The sequence below is a fragment of the Klebsiella sp. LY genome (genome assembly GCF_004010915.1).
Classification (GTDB): domain Bacteria; phylum Pseudomonadota; class Gammaproteobacteria; order Enterobacterales; family Enterobacteriaceae; genus Klebsiella; species Klebsiella quasipneumoniae.
On record NZ_CP022444.1, the window covers coordinates 1178401 to 1196193 of the forward strand.

Genomic DNA, 17793 nt, shown 5'->3' on the forward strand with positions numbered 1-17793 from the left:
CGGATACGCCTCTATCCGCAGGCAGAGACGCCCGTTTTCCGAGGCACTATCCCTGACGAGGCATGTTTTGCCGCTGACGATTTATAAGCGCACGGCCTGCAGCAGACGCAGCATTTCCGCCATTCCTTTGGTAATCACTTTATCCTGACGCATGACAACCGCCAGCTGACGGTACAGCGACGGGGCCAGAGAATGTACCGTTAAGCCATAGCGATCCTCCGCCTGCTCTACCGCCATGCGGGGCACAATACTGTAGCCCAGCCCGGCCCGCACCATGCGTTTGATCGCCTCGATGCTCCCCAGCTGCATCACCGGCGTTACCGCCAGGCCCGCCGAACGGAACCAGCGGTCAATCAGATCCCGCGTGCCGCTGCCCGCCTCGAAGGCAATGAGCGGCAGCGCCTGCAGCTCCTCAGGGGTACACACCGCCGGGATCCCCGCCTCGTGGCTGGGATGGATGACCACGAACTCCTCGTCCACCACGGCGGTCACCGCCAGACTGCGTCCCTGAACGGGCAGCGTGACCAGCCCAAGATCGAGCCGGTTTTCCTCCACCGCCCGGACGACATCCAGCGTGTTGCCGGTGGTCACCCCCACCGTCAGCAGTGGGTGCTGCTGACGAAGATGCTGCAGCAGCGGCGGAAGAAGATGAATGCAGGCCGTCGCGCCGGTCCCCAAGGTCAGTGAGCCATTAACTTCCTGACTAAATGCACTGACCGACTGCACCGCGCTATTCACCGCCCGATCGATCTGCTCGCTGTGGGCCAGCAGCGCCATTCCCGCCGCCGTCGCCTTGATCCCGCGCCCGGTGCGCTCCAGCAGTCGGGTCTGTAAAAATTGCTCCAGCTGACGCACCTGCAGGCTGACGGCAGGCTGGGAGATCCCCAGCGCGTCGGCGGCGGCTGAGAAGCTGCCGCGCTGTACGACCAGCCGGAAGGTCGCCAGGTTTCCCAGGTTCAGTGTTGTCATGCAAAGTTTCTCTTATACCGCGCATAAGGTGGCCGCTCTGCCAGAACAATAGCCTGCCGGGTATGCTCAGGACAACTCTCTTAACGGAATGAAAAACCATGGGAACACCGGCTATTCCCCGACGTCTCGCCTTCACCGCGGGCGCTCAGCAACTGATCAACTGGGGTATCTCTTTTTATATGCCCGGCACCTTTGCCGGAGCTATCGCCGCCGACAAGGGATGGAGCTCGCCGCAGATCTATCTTGGCCTGACGCTTGCGATGCTGATCATGGCGGCGGTCTCCCCGCTGGTCGCCAGGCTGCTGGCTCGCTTTGGCGGACGACTGGTGGTCACCAGCGGAACCTTACTGATAGCCGCCAGTTGCGCGATGATGGCCTGGAGCCCTTCGCTGGTCGGCTGGTACGGCGCCTGGCTGCTGACCGGCGTCGGCATGCGGCTGTCGTTGTATGATGCCCTGTTCGCCGCGGTAGTGAACCTTTACGGCCAGCAGGCGCGGAAAACCATCTCTCAAATCACCCTCGCCGGCGGTCTGGCCTCTGCCCTCTTCTGGCCGCTGGGGGAGGCTTTACTCACCGTGATGTCCTGGCAGGATGCCCTGCGGGTCTATGCGCTGTTTGGCCTGCTGAGCGCATGGCTGAGTTATCAGCTGCCTCGTCAGCGGCTCGGCTCATCGACGAAAGCGAAAGCCCCAACAGCGGATGGCAATCGGCGTAACGGCATACGTTATGCGCTCTTTATTGCGCTGATCACCTTCATCTCCACCGGCACCTCCACCCATCTGCCGGAGTTTATCAGCCACTTTGGCCTGCCGGTTGCCATCGGAATGCTGTGGGGATTTGGCCAGACCGGCGCCCGGCTGGGGGAAGTGCTGGCCGGTCGACGCATCACCCCGCTCGCGCTGACGCGTTTTACCGCGCTCGCCATGCCGCTCTGTTTTCTCCTTGGTGTCAGCAGCACGGCGTATGCCGGGTGCGCAGCCGGGTTTGTGCTCGGCTATGGCGCGATAAATGGGCTGGTGACGATTGTGAAAGCGACGCTGCCGCTGGCGCTGTTTAGCGCAGAAAGCTACGCCAGCCGCACGGGTCTCCTGCTGATCCCCGGGCAACTGATGGCGGCGGCCGCCCCCTTTACCTATGCATGGCTGAACCATCGGCTGGGTATCGTGGGTGGAATGTGGATTTCCACCGGGTTAACGCTGATCGTTGCCGGACTGGCGCTGGCGATGGCGCGCTCGGTGGGTAAAACAGAGCCGGACAAGCGTCCAGCCCTCTGCCCGGGGGCAAAACGTGGGCCGGCTGAACATCTGCCGGAACCATAACCGGGTACATTCACCGGGGACACAGGAACCCCCCCAGTGATGGATAGCGGTGAGGGATGACGGGATTGAGGCTGGGCATAAATTAAAAAACCCTCTGTAACAACAGAGGGTTTCATTTTATTCAACTAACGCCGGGGATTATTCCCACTCGATCGTTGCTGGCGGCTTACCGCTGATGTCATACACCACGCGGGAGATACCGTTCACTTCATTGATAATGCGGTTAGAGACGCGGCCGAGGAAATCATACGGCAGGTGCGCCCAGTGCGCGGTCATGAAGTCGATGGTTTCCACCGCACGCAGGGAAACCACCCAGTCGTATTTACGGCCATCGCCCATCACGCCGACGGAGCGAACCGGCAGGAATACAGTGAACGCCTGGCTCACTTTGTTGTAAAGGTCAGCTTTGTGCAGCTCTTCGATGAAGATAGCGTCCGCGCGACGCAGCAGGTCGCAGTACTCTTTCTTCACTTCGCCCAGCACGCGCACGCCGAGGCCCGGGCCCGGGAACGGATGACGGTAGAGCATATCGTACGGCAGACCCAGCTCCAGACCGATCTTGCGCACTTCGTCTTTGAACAGCTCACGCAGCGGCTCAACCAGGCCCATCTTCATCTCTTTCGGCAGGCCGCCCACGTTGTGGTGAGACTTGATGACGTGCGCTTTACCGGTGGCAGAGGCCGCAGACTCGATCACGTCAGGGTAGATGGTACCCTGCGCCAGCCACTTCACGTCTTCCAGCTTCAGCGCTTCTTCGTCGAACACTTCCACGAAGACGCGACCGATGATCTTACGTTTCGCTTCCGGATCGCTTTCACCTGCCAGCGCGTCGAGGAAGCGCTGCTCGCCTTCCACGTGAACGATGTTCAGGCCAAAGTGGTCGCCAAACATCTCCATCACCTGCTGGGCTTCGTTCAGACGCAGGAGACCGTTATCCACGAATACGCAGGTCAGGTTTTTGCCGATGGCGCGGTGCAGCAGCATCGCGGTCACCGAAGAGTCCACGCCGCCGGAGAGGCCGAGGATTACTTTGTCATCGCCAACCTGCTGGCGAATACGCTCAACGGCGTCGTCGATGATTTTCGCCGGGGTCCACAGCGCTTCGCACTGGCAGATGTCGCGCACGAAGCGCTCCAGCATACGCATACCCTGACGGGTGTGGGTCACTTCCGGGTGGAACTGCACGCCATAGAAGCGTTTTTCTTCGTTGGCCATAATGGCGAACGGGCAGTTGTCGGTGCTGGCGACGGTGACGAAGTCAGACGGGATGGCGGTGACTTTGTCGCCGTGGCTCATCCACACGTCCAGCAACGGTTTGCCGTCCGCGGTCAGGGAGTCTTCGATACCGCGCACCAGCGCGCTGTCGTTAACCACTTCAACCTGCGCGTAGCCAAACTCACGCTCGTTAGAGCCTTCTACATGGCCGCCCAACTGCATCGCCATGGTCTGCATACCGTAGCAGACGCCAAATACCGGCACGCCGGCTTCGAACACATACTGCGGCGCGCGCGGGCTGTTCTCTTCGGTGGTGCTTTCCGGGCCGCCGGAAAGAATGATGCCGCTTGGATTAAATTCGCGGATCTGTGCTTCCGTGACATCCCATGCCCACAGCTCACAGTAGACGCCCAGTTCACGCACGCGACGCGCCACCAGCTGAGTATACTGTGACCCGAAGTCGAGAATGAGAATGCGATGTTTATGAATGTTTTCCGTCATTGACGCTAATTCCGAGGCAAGTGAAACAGAGTAAATAAATCGCCCGACGCAAGGTCGGGCGAAGAAATCAGGAGCCCAGGCGGTAGTTCGGGGACTCTTTGGTGATGGTCACGTCGTGAACGTGGCTTTCCTGGATGCCCGCACCGCTGATGCGTACGAATTCAGCTTTGGTACGCAGCAGGTCAATGGTACCACAGCCGGTCAGCCCCATACAGGAGCGCAGGCCGCCCATCTGCTGGTGAATGATCTCTTTCAGGCGGCCTTTATAGGCCACGCGGCCTTCGATACCTTCCGGCACCAGTTTGTCAGCGGCGTTATCGCTCTGGAAGTAGCGGTCAGAGGAGCCTTTCGACATCGCGCCGAGGGAACCCATCCCGCGATAGGATTTGTAAGAGCGCCCCTGATAGAGTTCGATTTCGCCCGGGGATTCTTCGGTACCGGCCAGCATGGAGCCGACCATCACTGCCGCCGCACCGGCCGCGATCGCTTTGGCGATGTCGCCGGAGAAACGGATACCGCCGTCGGCGATAACCGGAATTCCGGTGCCTTCCAGCGCTTCCACCGCGTCGGAAACGGCGGTGATCTGCGGCACGCCTACGCCGGTCACGATACGGGTAGTACAGATGGAGCCCGGGCCGATGCCTACTTTCACCGCACTGCAGCCGGCTTCCGCCAGCGCGCGCGCGCCTGCGCCAGTGGCGACGTTGCCGCCGATGATCTGCAGGTCTGGGTATTTCGCACGTGTTTCACGAATACGTTGCAGAACGCCTTCGGAGTGGCCGTGAGAGGAGTCAATCAGCAGAACGTCAACGCCCGCTGCCACCAGCGCGTCAACGCGCTCTTCGTTGCCCGCGCCGGCGCCAACCGCAGCGCCTACGCGCAGACGGCCCTGCTCATCTTTACAGGCGTTCGGTTTACGTTCCGCTTTCTGGAAGTCTTTTACGGTGATCATCCCGCGCAGGTGGAAGCTCTCATCCACAACCAGCGCTTTCTCAACGCGTTTTTCGTGCATCTTAGCGAAGACCACTTCACGGCTTTCGCCTTCACGCACGGTGACCAGACGCTCTTTCGGGGTCATATAGACACTGACCGGCTGGTTCAGATCGGTAACGAAACGCACGTCGCGGCCGGTGATGATGCCGACCAGCTCGTTCTCTTCGGTAACCACCGGGTAGCCGGCGAAGCCGTTACGCTCGGTCAGCTCTTTCACTTCACGCAGGGTGGTGGTCGGCAGAACGGTCTGCGGGTCAGTGACCACGCCGGACTCATGTTTCTTCACGCGGCGAACTTCTTCCGCCTGGCGCTCGATGGACATGTTTTTGTGAATAAAGCCGATGCCGCCTTCCTGTGCCAGGGCAATAGCCAGACGCGCTTCCGTTACGGTATCCATGGCTGCGGAGAGCATAGGAATATTCAGACGAATGGTTTTCGTCAGCTGAGTGCTGAGATCGGCTGTATTCGGCAGAACGGTAGAATGAGCGGGAACGAGGAGGACGTCGTCAAACGTCAGGGCTTCTTTAGCGATACGTAGCATGGGCAATATCTCGACCAGGGTGGATAAATATTGCCGTGGCATTATACAGAGCGTAACCGATTGCATCTACCCTTTTTTGCAAATAATACTTGCCATCCCCTCTGAGCGCGTTACTATCGACTGAATAACCTGCTGATTTAAAGTTTGATCTTGCTCACATGTTACCCTCTCAATCCCCCGCAATTTTTACCGTAAGCCGCCTCAATCAGACGGTGCGTCTGCTGCTTGAGCGCGAAATGGGCCAGGTTTGGATCAGCGGCGAGATCTCTAACTTCAGCCAGCCTTCTTCCGGCCACTGGTACTTCACCTTAAAAGACGATAACGCCCAGGTGCGCTGCGCGATGTTCCGCAACAGCAACCGCCGGGTCACGTTCCGCCCGCAGCACGGGCAGCAGGTGCTGGTTCGCGCCAACATCACCCTGTATGAGCCGCGCGGCGACTACCAGATTATCGTTGAAAGCATGCAGCCCGCCGGCGAAGGGTTGCTGCAGCAGAAGTATGAGCAGCTGAAAACGCAGTTAACCGCGGAAGGGCTGTTCGATCAAAAACATAAGCAGGCGCTCCCCTCCCCCGCCCGCTGCGTCGGGGTCATCACCTCGAAAACCGGTGCCGCGTTGCACGATATTCTTCATGTCCTCAGGCGCCGCGACCCCGGGCTGCCGGTGATCGTCTACCCGACCGCGGTTCAGGGTGACGATGCTCCCGGGCAGATTGTGCGCGCCATCGCGCTGGCCAACGCGCGCCGGGAGTGTGACGTGCTGATTGTCGGACGCGGCGGCGGTTCGCTGGAGGATCTGTGGAGTTTTAACGATGAGCGGGTGGCGCGAGCTATCTTCGCCAGCCAGATCCCTATCGTCAGCGCCGTTGGCCATGAAACCGACGTCACTATCGCTGATTTTGTTGCCGACCTGCGCGCGCCGACCCCTTCTGCCGCCGCAGAGATCGTCAGCCGCAATCAGCAGGAGCTGCTGCGCCAGCTGCAGGCCGGGCAGCAGCGGCTGGAGATGGCGATGGACTATTTCCTCGCCAGTCGCCAGCGCCGTTTTACCCAGTTGTTCCATCGTCTGCAGCAGCAGCACCCGCAGCTGCGGCTGGCCCGCCAGCAGACCGCTCTGGAACGCCTGCGCCAGCGGATGCGCATCGCCGTGGAATCGCAGCTTAAACGCGCCGATCAGCGGCAAAAGCGTACTGTTCAGCGCCTGAATCACTACAACCCGCAGCCGCGCATCCACCGGGCGCAATCGCGCCTACAGCAGCTGGAATACCGGCTGGCGGAAACGATGCGTGGCCGCCTCAGCGAGCGGCGTGAACGGTTTGGTCACGCGGTGACCCATCTGGAGGCGGTGAGTCCCTTAGCCACCCTGGCGCGCGGCTATAGCGTCACTTCGGTGAGCGACGGCACGGTACTAAAGCAGACAAAACAGGTCAAAACCGGCGATCTGCTCACCACCCGCCTGAAAGACGGCTGGGTCGAAAGCGAAGTGAGGCAGATTGCGCCGGTGAAAAAAACGCGGGCCAGAAAGCCATCGCCGCCTAAACCAGCGGAATAAATTCCACCCGTTTTTTTGAGATCAGGCCGTGCCCGTGCTGGCAAAAGTAATCCACCGCGCCGCACGCTTTCAGCACCTCCAGCGGCTGGTGGCATTCCGGGCAGCGCGCTTCAAGGGCAAATACCCTTTCGCACTGAGCGCAATGCGCGCTGCTGCCTTTGACATCTAACGGCGCGTGGCACAGAGGGCAATCAAGTTCCATAACCATTCCTTTCAACGTTTACCTGCATCTATTTTACCATGTTCCGGGTTTAATGAGGGCCGCGTAATTGCTGCTGCAACCTGAGCAGCCACTCCACTTCCTCAAGCCGACGCCGCGTCAGCCCGGCCACGCTTTCGGTCGCCCGGGTAAACACATTCTCCGCGCCAAGGATCTGCTCATCGAGACAGTGCGCATAGATCGCTCCGGGCCGGGTCCAGCGCTGGATCCGCTCACCGTCCTGTAGCGTCGCCACCTCGCCATCAGGGGCGCGATCGAGGGCGAGCATTCGCCCATCCCGCAGCCCTATCCGCATTCCCTTTTGCCCGCCCGCGGGACCAGCATATTTGTTAAGCCAGATATTCAGCGGGATATCGCCCAGACGTCCCTGCAGATGCGCCTCTCCCTCGGCGGTGACCATATCCCCATGAGCAATGTCCCGGCCGAGCCGGTCTTTCACCGCCCGGACGGCGAGGTCCAGCGTCACATCGCATCCGTAGCCGAGCAGGGTTTCACGCAGCATCGCCAGGACATGGGTACCGATATCGAGGATCACGCCGTCGGGATGACGCAGCTGCCGGGTATCCAGCTCGCCGGTGGCAAAGTTGAGCGCGACCGGTTCTCCGGCAGCGTTAAAGCCGCTTGGCTCCAGCAAATAGCCTTCGATCCAGACGATATCCTGCGCTGAAAGGTGCGGCGGCGGCAGGCCGCTGGCCTCCTCTTCCGCCTGCCACGGCGGAGCAAGAGCGTTCAGCGCTAACCCACGCGCCATCCAGTGGTCGAGGGCCAGCACGCGACCGGCCTCCCTGCCCGGCGCCAGCAGCGCCCGCAGCCGGGCGGCCTGCTCAAGGTTGGCCACAATCGGTTTCTCCACCAGGATGCGGGGAATGGCGCTGGCTAACGCCCTCTCCAGCACGGGCAGGTGCTGGAGAGATGAGGTGGTAATGAAGAGCGTATCCAGGGGTTCGGCCAGTAGCGCCGACAGCGAATTGCGGCGCTGGATCCCCGGCGGCGCTCTGCTGCAGTCCAGGTCATAGCCCTGGCAGCTATCAATACGGTATCCCAGGCGGCGCAGCGCCGGTAAATAGGCAGTTTCTACCACCGCGCCAAGGCCGATAAAACCAATCTGCATAATAAGTCCACTTTTGAGCCGGTCTGTTCCCGGCGAAGTATCGCGGGATTATGGCGGAAAGTTTTGACTTTTACCGGCGCGGCGGCCACAAAAAACCCGCCGAAGCGGGTTTAATGATTATTTGCTTTTCTTGATGTGCTTGATCAGGCGCTTACGTTTACGCATCTGGTTCGGCGTCAGGGTGTTGCGCTTGTTGGCGAACGGGTTTTCCCCTTCCTTGAACTGGATACGGATTGGCGTGCCCATCACGTCCAGGGATTTACGGAAATAGTTCATCAGGTAGCGCTTGTAGGAATCCGGCAGATCCTTCACCTGGTTACCGTGGATCACCACGATAGGCGGGTTGTAGCCCCCGGCGTGAGCATATTTCAGCTTCACGCGTCGGCCGCGAACCAGCGGTGGCTGATGATCTTCCGCCGCCATGTTCATGATCCGGGTCAGCATCGCGGTGCTTACGCGGCGGGTAGCGCTATCGTAGGCTTCACGTACCGATTCAAACAGGTTGCCGACGCCGCTGCCGTGCAGGGCGGAGATGAAGTGCACCCGGGCAAAGTCGATAAAGCCCAGACGATAGTCGAGGGTCTCTTTCACCTGCTCCTTCACTTCCTGGCTCAGACCGTCCCATTTGTTGACGACGATCACCAGGGAGCGACCGCTGTTGAGGATAAAGCCCAGCAGCGACAGATCCTGATCGGAGATGCCTTCACGGGCATCAATCACCAGCAGCACGACGTTGGCGTCTTCAATCGCCTGCAGGGTCTTGATGACCGAGAATTTCTCCACCACGTCAGTAATTTTGCCGCGCTTGCGCACCCCGGCGGTATCGATGAGCACGTATTCGCGCTCGTCACGCTGCATCGGGATGTAAATGCTGTCGCGGGTAGTGCCCGGCATATCGTAAACTACCACGCGATCTTCGCCGAGGATGCGGTTGGTGAGCGTCGATTTACCGACGTTGGGACGTCCGACAATCGCCAGTTTGATCGGCAGATCCTGCGGATTGAAGTCATCTTCAGGCTCTTCTTCCGCTTCACCGTTCTGCTCAGCTTCGAATTTTGCCCAGTATTCGGCGTCTTCATCCACCTCTTCCTGCGGATTAACCTCATCTACCCATGGCAGCAGGGCCTGCTCCAGCAGGCTGGTCACGCCGCGGCCGTGCGAAGCGGCAATAGGATAGATATCGCCCAGGCCAAGCGACCAGAAGTCCGCCATCGCCTGGTCGACGTCGATGCCGTCGGTTTTGTTAGCCACCAGGAAGGTGGGCTTTTCACGAGAGCGCAGGTGTTTAGCGATCGCGATGTCCGCCGGCATCAGGCCCGCGCGCGCATCGACCATAAACAGCACCACATCGGCCTCTTCGATTGCCAGCAGCGACTGCTCCGCCATCCGGGTTTCCACGCCCTCTTCCGTACCATCAATACCACCGGTATCGATACAGATGAATTCGCGGCCTTCGACTTCGGCCCGACCGTACTTACGGTCACGAGTCAGCCCCGGGAAATCCGCAACCAGCGCATCACGAGTGCGCGTCAGGCGGTTAAAGAGCGTGGATTTTCCAACGTTAGGGCGCCCGACAAGCGCGACCACAGGTATCATGTTAAATGCCTCATACAATCACTAAGCAACATCGTCATAACGACGTTTTTAAAAAAGTCAAAACGGCCCCTGTCTGCCAGGGGCCGTTTCTTAATCACTCACGACAGCGGTAATTAACGCGTAATCGCGTACAGCGTACCGTCTTTCGCCTGGATCAGCAGTCGACCATCGGCCACAACCGGGTCGGTCAGGAAGCCGGAGCTGTCCACTTTCTGCTGCGCCACAAAATGGCCATCTTCCGGGTTCACCCAGTGCATATAGCCTTCGCTATCGCCGACCACCAGATTGCCATTATACAACACCGGCGCGGTCAGCAAACGGTGCAGCAGATCGCTTTGTGTCCACAGGGTCACGCCACCATCGGTAGTCAGCGCCAGCAGGCGGTCATTCTGGTCAACCAGATAGATACGGTTGCCATCGACGATGAAATCATTCACCGAACCCAGCTCGCGTTTCCACATAATCTGGCCGCTACGCAGATCCAGCGCGGTCAGGTTACCGTTGTAAGCCAGCGCATAGACAACGCCGTTGACGATAATCGGCGTGGTGTCGACGTCGCTCAGACGGTCGATTTCCGTCGGCCCGGTGGCCGTGGAAATACGCTGCTGCCAAATCATCTGCCCCTGCTGCATCAATACCGCGCTGACGCGGCCATTGTCGCCGCCCACGATCGCCGCGCCGTAGGCGGTGGCCGGAGCGGATTCGCCGCGCAGGGAGAGCGCAGGCATATCCAGGTTCACCGTCCATTTCACGGCGCCATCGGTCTCATTCAGCGCCTGCAGCTGGCCGTTACTGGTGTGGACCAGCACCATGCCATCGCTCACCACCGGGCGCGACAGCGCTTCGCCGGCGACGCGGGTTTGCCAGGCCACGGTACCATCGCTGGTATTCAGCGCATACAGCTGCGCTTTTTCACTGCCGATATAAACATGGCCGCCCGAGACGGTCACACCGCCGGAAAGCAGCGCCGGGGTACGCGAGAACCAGCCATCTTTCTCCGCCAGATTCACCGACCACACCTCTTTACCGTCGTCGGCGTTCAGCGCTTTGACGGTGCCTTTACGGTCAGCGGCATAAACCACGCCGTCGGCGAAGGCCGGATGAAGGTTAGAGTAAAATTCGCCGATACCATCGCCAACCGAGGTGCTCCAGGACGTGGACGGCGTAAACTGGTTTTCTACCGTCGGCAGCGGTGACATTTTCACCACATCTTCTTCGCTATTAAACAGCGAACACCCGCTCAGCAAGGTAACGGAAAGCAGCCCTGGCAACAGTAATTTACGCAATTGCATCGAGTCCCTCTCAGATGGACAAATTATTCATTTTCATACGCATCATTTCGCTGAGCGCAGGAGAAGCATCGCTTTTCACGCCAGCTTCCCACGCCGCACGGGCCCCTTGCTTATCGCCTTTGCTCAACAGAATTTCGCCGCGCAAATCAGCCACAATAGCGGTCCAGCCTTCACCTTTAATGCTGTCGAGGGTTTTCAGCGCCGCATCAGCCTGCTTCATCTGCAGTTGAACGCGGGCAAGACGCATACTGATAACCGATTTCAGATTATCATCAGACGCGGCAGCCAGCCCCTGCTGAAGCTGCTTTTCGGCGTTCGGCAGATCGTTCTGTTCAACAAAATGCTGTGCCAGCTCGAGAGAAGCGAAGGCGCCGTAGGTATTTTTATTGTCAGCCGCGAACTTCTCCGCCCCTGACAGCACTTCTGGCGTATTTGATTTCAGCGCGGAAGTCGCCTGTTCGTAAGCCAGCGACGCGTCTCTGGCGGTATCCTGCTGATGGGAGGTCCAGTAGCGCCAGCCAACCAGCGCGCCAATCCCTAAAATCACCCCGACCGCCAGCGCTTTGCCGTTTTCGGCAAAGAAGCGCTTCAGCGCATCGACCTGATCGTTCTCGTTGTTAAAAGTTTCCACGCAGTCCTTCTCCTGACTAATAATTCCCGGGAGATTAACCCAGAAGTGTGCGCAAATGCGCGGCAACGCTCTCCTGCGTTACGGTAGTTTGCTCACCTGAGCGTAAATCCTTCACTACCACGTTTCCGTCAGCGATCTCTGACTCACCCAGCACCAGCGCGACGCGTGCGCCCCACTTATCAGCGCGGGCGAACTGCTTCTTAAAGTTGCCGCCGCCGTGGTTGGTCATCAGTTTCACGCCGGGTAGCGCATCGCGAACCTGCTCAGCCAGACGCATGGCGGCGGACTGAGTATCGGTTCCGGAGGCTACCAGGTATATATCGACAACAGGATCGGCTTTAAATTCCGGATTCACTGCCTGGACCAGTAAAACAAGACGTTCCAGCCCCATGGCGAAGCCCACGCCCGGGGTGGCACGACCGCCAAGCTGCTCAACCAGACCGTCGTAACGGCCGCCGGCACAGACGGTGCCCTGGGAACCGAGACTGGTGGTCACCCACTCAAACACGGTGCGGTTATAGTAGTCGAGACCGCGCACCAGGCGCTGGTTGACGGTATAGCGGATCCCGGCATCGTCAAGCAACGCGCACAGGCCGGCAAAGTGGGCTTTCGACTCTTCGTCGAGATAATCGCCGAGCGCCGGCGCGTCGTTCAGCAGCGCCTGCACGTCCGGGTTTTTGGAGTCCAGCACCCGCAGCGGATTGGTATACATCCGGCGTTTGCTGTCTTCATCAAGCTTATCGGTAAACTGCTCGAGATAAGCCACCAGCGCGTCGCGGTAGTTGGCGCGGGCTTCCAGCGAACCGATGGAGTTCAGCTCAAGGCTGACGTGATCGGAGATGCCCAGCTCACGCCACCAGCGCGCGGTCAGCATGATCAGCTCCGCATCGATGTCCGGCCCCTGCAGGCCAAAAACTTCGGCGCCGATCTGATGGAACTGGCGGTAACGGCCTTTCTGCGGACGCTCGTGGCGGAACATCGGCCCGACGTACCACAGGCGCTGTTCTTGATTGTACAGCAGACCATGTTCGATGCCGGCTCGTACGCAGCCCGCTGTCCCTTCCGGACGCAGCGTCAGGCTGTCGCCGTTGCGGTCCTCAAAGGTGTACATCTCTTTTTCAACCACGTCGGTCACTTCGCCGATCGCGCGTTTGAATAACGGGGTCTGCTCTACAATCGGCAAACGGATTTCGCTGTAACCGTAGCTACCGAGCACCTGCTTCAGTGAGCCTTCAATGCGCTGCCAGAGAGCGGTTTCGCCCGGCAGATAATCGTTCATGCCACGGATGGCTTGAATGTTCTTTGCCACGTTTATTCTCTTTATATATACAAAAATGAACCCCGGCGCCTCGCGCCCGCAGGTTCAATCATACACGGGAAGCGTATCGCTTCCCAACACGTTATTTTGCTTCAAGCTGTTGAACGTCAATCCGACGGGCTTCATCGAGCATCGAGGCTTTGGCGCGGATCCGCGCTTCAAGCTGGTCGATCATGTCGTTGTTGTCCAGGCGATCTTTACGCACGCCGTCTTCATACAGGCCGCTTTTCTTGTTGCCGCCGGTCACCCCGAGGGTGGAAACCAGCGCTTCGCCCGGGCCGTTCACCACGCAGCCGATGATCGAAACATCCATCGGGGTGATGATATCTTCCAGACGTTGCTCCAGGGCGTTCACCGTACCGATAACGTCAAACTCCTGACGCGAACAGGTCGGGCAGGCGATGAAGTTAATACCGCGGGAACGGATACGCAGCGATTTGAGGATATCGAAGCCAACCTTGATCTCCTCCACTGGATCCGCCGCCAGCGAGACGCGCAGCGTATCGCCGATCCCTTCGGACAACAGCAGCCCAAGACCGATCGCCGATTTCACCGCGCCGCTGCGCGCACCGCCCGCTTCGGTGATCCCGAGGTGCAGCGGCTGATCGATCTGTTTCGCCAGCAGGCGATAAGACTCTACCGCCAGGAAGACGTCAGAGGCTTTAACGCTGACTTTAAACTGATCGAAGTTAAGGCGATCGAGATGATCAACGTGGCGCATAGCGGATTCGAGCAGCGCCTGCGGCGTCGGCTCGCCATATTTTTCCTGCAGATCTTTTTCCAGCGAGCCGGCGTTGACGCCAATGCGGATCGGGATGTTTTTATCCCGTGCGCAATCTACGACCATGCGGATGCGCTCTTCGTTGCCGATGTTGCCTGGGTTGATACGCAGGCAGTCGACGCCATATTCTGCGACTTTCAGCGCAATACGGTAGTCAAAGTGGATATCGGCGACCAGCGGGACGTTGACCTGCTGTTTGATCAGTTTGAACGCCTCGGCGGCGTCCATCGTCGGAACAGAGACGCGGACAATATCCGCGCCTACGCGCTCTAACGCTTTGATTTGATTTACGGTCGCAGCCACATCAGTGGTGCGCGTATTGGTCATTGACTGAACGGCGATGGGAGCCCCATCGCCAATTGGCACATTACCAACGTAAATACGTTTAGATTTTCTACGTTGAATCGGAGCCTGGTTATGCATGAAAAATCTCCCGCGTTACCCGTCTGTTACTGCGCCGGTGATGATTCGGCATTAAGGGTCAGACGCGCAACCTGGTTAGTTCTGATAAAACGACTTAAATCGACAGGCTTGCCCAGATACAGGATCTCTACCGCAGCCGGGGCGCCAATTTTCAGCTTATACGGTGCCTGACCGCTCAGGTTCAGGTTTCCGCCTTTACGCTGCAGGCCGCTGAACAATTTTTTGCCGGTGGCATCGCTCACTTCCAGCCAGCAGTCGGCGGAAAAGTTCATCACCAGATCCTGCGCCGATGCCGCCGGGTTCGTCACGTTCGCCTGATTGGTCGGCAACGGCGTGGCCGGGGTAGCCGGCGCCGTCGGGGCTGCGCCTGCGGTATCGACATTGGCCTGGGAAGGCGCGACAACGGCGTTATTGTCCGCTGGCGTCTGAGCCGGTGCGCTGGTGGTCGGGGCGCTGGCGGTATCAGTTGGCGCGCTGTTCGCAGCGCTATCGGCGGTCGGGGCTGCCGGGGCGCTGGTATCCAGCGGCACGCTCTGGCTACTGGTGTCGCCGCTGTTCAGCTCAGCGGAAGACTGATCGGCCATGGTGGAGATCTCTTCCTGCTGCGCCTTATGGTCTTGCCACCACCAGGCGCCGCTCAGGCCGATAACCACAAACAGCACCAGCCAGGTGAAGCTCATCAGCCAGCCGTCGCGTTTTTTGCGACGTTTACCTAAAGAGAAGCTCTGCATTGGCGCGACTTTCGCCGCACGGATGGGCGCTTGCTTGGCCATCATCGGCAGCAGCTCGTCTTCTGGAATATGTACGAGGCGAGCATAGGAGCGGATGTAACCGCGCAGGAAGGTGGAAGCGAGGTCGGCAGGCGCCTTATCGTCTTCAATATCACGAACCGTGGACACCTTCAGGCATAAGCGTTCTGCCACCGCTTGCTGGCTAAGTCCGAGTTGTTCGCGGGCGTGACGCAGACGCGCGCCCGTGGTGTTTGCTTCTTGATGATCTTGAGTGGCTTCAGTATTCATTCGCTACAACTACTGGTACGTGAAATTTAAAGTTCAGCGCGGGAAAAAGCCGGCGCCGCGAGACATCTGTGGTACGTCAGCCTCACAGTATAGGACTGTCAGCCGCGCGATCACAGAGACGAATCAAAATTGAATGCTAAGCGGTTGTTGTGCCGCTACATACTGCCTCAAAGTCGACAAAAACGCACCGTAATTATTAACCGAATCAGCGTATTTCGCCTGGCTATAGGTCATAAATATGGCCCGTGCCGCCTGCGCTGCACGGGCCATCATTTGTCAGACCGCTTTTACGTCAATCGCTTCGCCCTGCATCCGCTTACGCAGCGTGCGCTTGGTACGGTCGATAACATCGCCCGCCAGCTGACCGCAGGCGGCGTCGATATCGTCGCCGCGCGTTTTACGCACGATGGTCGTAAAGCCGTACTCCATCAGGACTTTGGAGAAACGGTCGATGCGGCTGTTGGAGCTGCGGCCATACGGCGCGCCCGGGAACGGGTTCCATGGGATCAGGTTGATCTTACACGGCGTATCTTTCAGCAACGCCGCCAGTTCGTGGGCGTGCTCGGTGCCGTCGTTGACATGATCCAGCATCACGTACTCGATGGTCACCCGGCCCTGGTTGGCGTTGGACTTCGAAATATAGCCGCGCACCGAGTTGAGGAAGGTCTCGATGTTGTACTTTTTGTTGATCGGGACGATTTCGTCACGAATGGTATCGTTCGGCGCGTGCAGGGAGATCGCCAGCGCGACGTCGATCATATCGCCGAGTTTATCCAGCGCCGGCACCACGCCGGAAGTCGACAGGGTGACGCGACGTTTGGAGAGGCCAAAGCCGAAATCGTCGAGCATGATTTCCATCGCCGGAACGACGTTGTTGAGGTTCAGCAGCGGCTCGCCCATGCCCATCATCACCACGTTGGTGATCGGACGTACGCCGGTGGTCTTCACCGCGCCGACGATTTTCGCCGCGCGCCAGACCTGGCCGATAATTTCGGAAACCCGCAGGTTGCGGTTAAAGCCCTGCTGGGCGGTGGAGCAGAATTTACACTCCAGCGCGCAGCCTACCTGGGAGGAGACGCACAGGGTGGCGCGGTCTTCTTCCGGGATATAGACGGTCTCGACGCGCTGATCGCCAACGGCAATCGCCCATTTGATGGTCCCGTCGGTTGAGCGTTGTTCTTCAACTACTTCCGGGGCGCGGATCTCCGCCACTTCTTTCAGTTTACTGCGCAGGACTTTGTTGATGTCAGTCATCTCATCAAAGTCATCGCAGCAGTAGTGATACATCCATTTCATCACCTGATCGGCGCGGAAAGGCTTCTCGCCCATGTTTTTGAAAAACTCGCGCATCTGCTGACGGTTTAAATCCAGCAGGTTGATTTTGGCATCTTTGTTCGGCACCGTCAGAGCGGCGGTATCAGGCGTGACAATTTGTTCAGACATAATGTTTTCCGGCCTCGTTATTACACGTTATGGCCCCAGGTGGGTTGAAAAAGAAACGCCCCGGAGAGCGACAGCTCGTCCAGGGGCGCTATATTCTACAAATTCTGGCGCATCATTGCCACGTTTGCACAAAGCAATGATAAAAAATCTGTAACTGACTGCTCAATCCTCTAAGGCTTTTCGATTGTCGCAAGGCGGCAAGCAAGTGACAAATTCGTCGGGAACGAATTTGACCAGCCGTAGGCTGGCCTCCGGTGAGAGGCAGGAGCCTCTCATTAATCCCCGGGAGCATAGATAACTATGTGACCGGGGTGAACGCGCGCAGCCAACGCCGCGACGGTTGAAAAGACGACGAGGATTAGCGAGTGCGCGGGCAAACCTCGCCTTCAGCAAAGAAGAACGCGATTTCGCGAGCAGCGGATTCTACAGAGTCGGAACCGTGGGTGCCGTTCTCGGTGAAGCTGTCAGCGTAGTCAGCGCGCAGGGTACCCGCCAGCGCATTTGCCGGGTTGGTCGCGCCCAGCAGATCACGGTGACGCTGAACCGCGTTTTCGCCTTCCAGGACGGAAACCACGATCGGGCCGGAGGTCATGAACTCAACCAGACCGTCGAAGAACGGGCGACCTTCGTGCTCAGCATAGAAACCACGAGCCTGCTCAACGGTCAGGTGCAGCATTTTGGTGCCGACGATTTTGAACCCTGCAGCTTCAAAGCGGGAAAAGATGCTGCCAATAACGTTTTTTGCCACCGCGTTTGGTTTGATGATGGAAAAAGTACGTTCAATAGCCATGATTACCTCTAATTAAATGTTCTGTTGTTGCACATACGATCGTATGGCCTGGCGCGCATTATAATGAGCATCCCCGCCCCT

The 17793-nt window shown here is 58.9% G+C and carries 14 protein-coding genes and 1 pseudogene; 2 read left to right on the forward strand and 13 right to left on the reverse strand.

Features of this window, described 5'->3' with window-relative positions; genetic code table 11:
- Positions 1 to 81: 81 nt before the first annotated feature.
- Positions 82 to 994, reverse strand: a pseudogene (locus CE636_RS08485) (LysR family transcriptional regulator).
- Positions 995 to 1067: 73 nt separating this feature from the next.
- On the opposite strand from CE636_RS08485, the gene CE636_RS08490 reads away from it, so the two are divergent.
- Positions 1068 to 2288, forward strand: a complete 1221-nt coding sequence (locus tag CE636_RS08490) for an MFS transporter (RefSeq protein WP_017900439.1) — start codon at positions 1068 to 1070, stop codon at positions 2286 to 2288.
- A gap of 138 nt (positions 2289 to 2426) precedes the next feature.
- Here the strand turns inward: CE636_RS08490 and guaA are convergent, their stop codons facing one another.
- Entirely contained in the window at positions 2427 to 4004 is a 1578-nt protein-coding gene (gene guaA, locus CE636_RS08495; protein WP_017900438.1) for a glutamine-hydrolyzing GMP synthase, read from the reverse strand.
- A 67-nt stretch (positions 4005 to 4071) separates the two neighbouring features.
- Positions 4072 to 5538, reverse strand: a complete 1467-nt coding sequence (gene guaB / locus CE636_RS08500) for an IMP dehydrogenase (RefSeq protein ID WP_004151980.1) — start codon at positions 5536 to 5538, stop codon at positions 4072 to 4074.
- Between the two features lie 158 nt (positions 5539 to 5696).
- Between guaB and xseA the strand changes: the two genes are divergently transcribed.
- On the forward strand, positions 5697 to 7088 hold the full coding sequence (xseA, locus tag CE636_RS08505) for an exodeoxyribonuclease VII large subunit (RefSeq protein ID WP_017900437.1): 1392 nt from the start codon (positions 5697 to 5699) through the stop codon (positions 7086 to 7088).
- On the opposite strand, the gene CE636_RS08510 is transcribed toward xseA, so the two are convergent.
- The 10 genes from CE636_RS08510 to ndk all read right to left on the reverse strand — a co-directional run bounded on the left by CE636_RS08510 (position 7072) and on the right by ndk (position 17712).
- Entirely contained in the window at positions 7072 to 7290 is a 219-nt protein-coding gene (locus CE636_RS08510) for a zinc ribbon domain-containing protein (protein WP_004201901.1), read from the reverse strand. The two genes, xseA and CE636_RS08510, sit on opposite strands and share 17 nt — an antisense overlap.
- Before the next feature lie 49 nt (positions 7291 to 7339).
- Positions 7340 to 8419 (reverse strand): Gfo/Idh/MocA family oxidoreductase, encoded by a 1080-nt coding sequence (locus CE636_RS08515; protein WP_017900436.1) that lies wholly within the window; start codon positions 8417 to 8419, stop codon positions 7340 to 7342.
- A 117-nt stretch (positions 8420 to 8536) separates the two neighbouring features.
- A complete protein-coding gene (gene der, locus CE636_RS08520) occupies positions 8537 to 10015 on the reverse strand; it encodes a ribosome biogenesis GTPase Der (protein WP_004144309.1) in 1479 nt (492 codons plus the stop codon).
- Positions 10016 to 10128: 113 nt separating this feature from the next.
- Positions 10129 to 11307, reverse strand: coding sequence for an outer membrane protein assembly factor BamB (bamB, locus tag CE636_RS08525; protein ID WP_004201895.1), 1179 nt, complete (start codon positions 11305 to 11307; stop codon positions 10129 to 10131).
- A 10-nt stretch (positions 11308 to 11317) separates the two neighbouring features.
- Complete coding sequence (locus CE636_RS08530; RefSeq protein WP_004201892.1) at positions 11318 to 11938, reverse strand: YfgM family protein; 621 nt, start codon at positions 11936 to 11938, stop codon at positions 11318 to 11320.
- 34 nt (positions 11939 to 11972) lie between these two features.
- Complete coding sequence (gene hisS / locus CE636_RS08535; RefSeq protein ID WP_004201891.1) at positions 11973 to 13247, reverse strand: histidine--tRNA ligase; 1275 nt, start codon at positions 13245 to 13247, stop codon at positions 11973 to 11975.
- Positions 13248 to 13338: 91 nt separating this feature from the next.
- Entirely contained in the window at positions 13339 to 14460 is a 1122-nt protein-coding gene (gene ispG, locus CE636_RS08540) for a flavodoxin-dependent (E)-4-hydroxy-3-methylbut-2-enyl-diphosphate synthase (protein ID WP_004201890.1), read from the reverse strand.
- A gap of 26 nt (positions 14461 to 14486) precedes the next feature.
- Entirely contained in the window at positions 14487 to 15479 is a 993-nt protein-coding gene (rodZ, locus tag CE636_RS08545) for a cytoskeleton protein RodZ (protein ID WP_017900435.1), read from the reverse strand.
- Positions 15480 to 15755: 276 nt separating this feature from the next.
- Positions 15756 to 16922 (reverse strand): bifunctional tRNA (adenosine(37)-C2)-methyltransferase TrmG/ribosomal RNA large subunit methyltransferase RlmN, encoded by a 1167-nt coding sequence (locus CE636_RS08550; protein ID WP_002913894.1) that lies wholly within the window; start codon positions 16920 to 16922, stop codon positions 15756 to 15758.
- Between the two features lie 358 nt (positions 16923 to 17280).
- Positions 17281 to 17712, reverse strand: coding sequence for a nucleoside-diphosphate kinase (gene ndk / locus CE636_RS08560; RefSeq protein WP_004144312.1), 432 nt, complete (start codon positions 17710 to 17712; stop codon positions 17281 to 17283).
- Positions 17713 to 17793 lie beyond the last annotated feature (81 nt).

What these genes read in the sequence shown, in the direction of transcription:
- CE636_RS08490 (WP_017900439.1), top strand. Translation starts at nt 1,068, where the DNA reads ATGGGAACACCGGCTATTCCCCGACGTCTCGCCTTCACCGCGGGCGCT.
- guaA (WP_017900438.1), bottom strand. Translation starts at nt 4,004, where the DNA reads ATGACGGAAAACATTCATAAACATCGCATTCTCATTCTCGACTTCGGG.
- guaB (WP_004151980.1), bottom strand. Translation starts at nt 5,538, where the DNA reads ATGCTACGTATCGCTAAAGAAGCCCTGACGTTTGACGACGTCCTCCTC.
- xseA (WP_017900437.1), top strand. Translation starts at nt 5,697, where the DNA reads ATGTTACCCTCTCAATCCCCCGCAATTTTTACCGTAAGCCGCCTCAAT.
- CE636_RS08510 (WP_004201901.1), bottom strand. Translation starts at nt 7,290, where the DNA reads ATGGAACTTGATTGCCCTCTGTGCCACGCGCCGTTAGATGTCAAAGGC.
- CE636_RS08515 (WP_017900436.1), bottom strand. Translation starts at nt 8,419, where the DNA reads ATGCAGATTGGTTTTATCGGCCTTGGCGCGGTGGTAGAAACTGCCTAT.
- der (WP_004144309.1), bottom strand. Translation starts at nt 10,015, where the DNA reads ATGATACCTGTGGTCGCGCTTGTCGGGCGCCCTAACGTTGGAAAATCC.
- bamB (WP_004201895.1), bottom strand. Translation starts at nt 11,307, where the DNA reads ATGCAATTGCGTAAATTACTGTTGCCAGGGCTGCTTTCCGTTACCTTG.
- ispG (WP_004201890.1), bottom strand. Translation starts at nt 14,460, where the DNA reads ATGCATAACCAGGCTCCGATTCAACGTAGAAAATCTAAACGTATTTAC.
- rodZ (WP_017900435.1), bottom strand. Translation starts at nt 15,479, where the DNA reads ATGAATACTGAAGCCACTCAAGATCATCAAGAAGCAAACACCACGGGC.
- CE636_RS08550 (WP_002913894.1), bottom strand. Translation starts at nt 16,922, where the DNA reads ATGTCTGAACAAATTGTCACGCCTGATACCGCCGCTCTGACGGTGCCG.
- ndk (WP_004144312.1), bottom strand. Translation starts at nt 17,712, where the DNA reads ATGGCTATTGAACGTACTTTTTCCATCATCAAACCAAACGCGGTGGCA.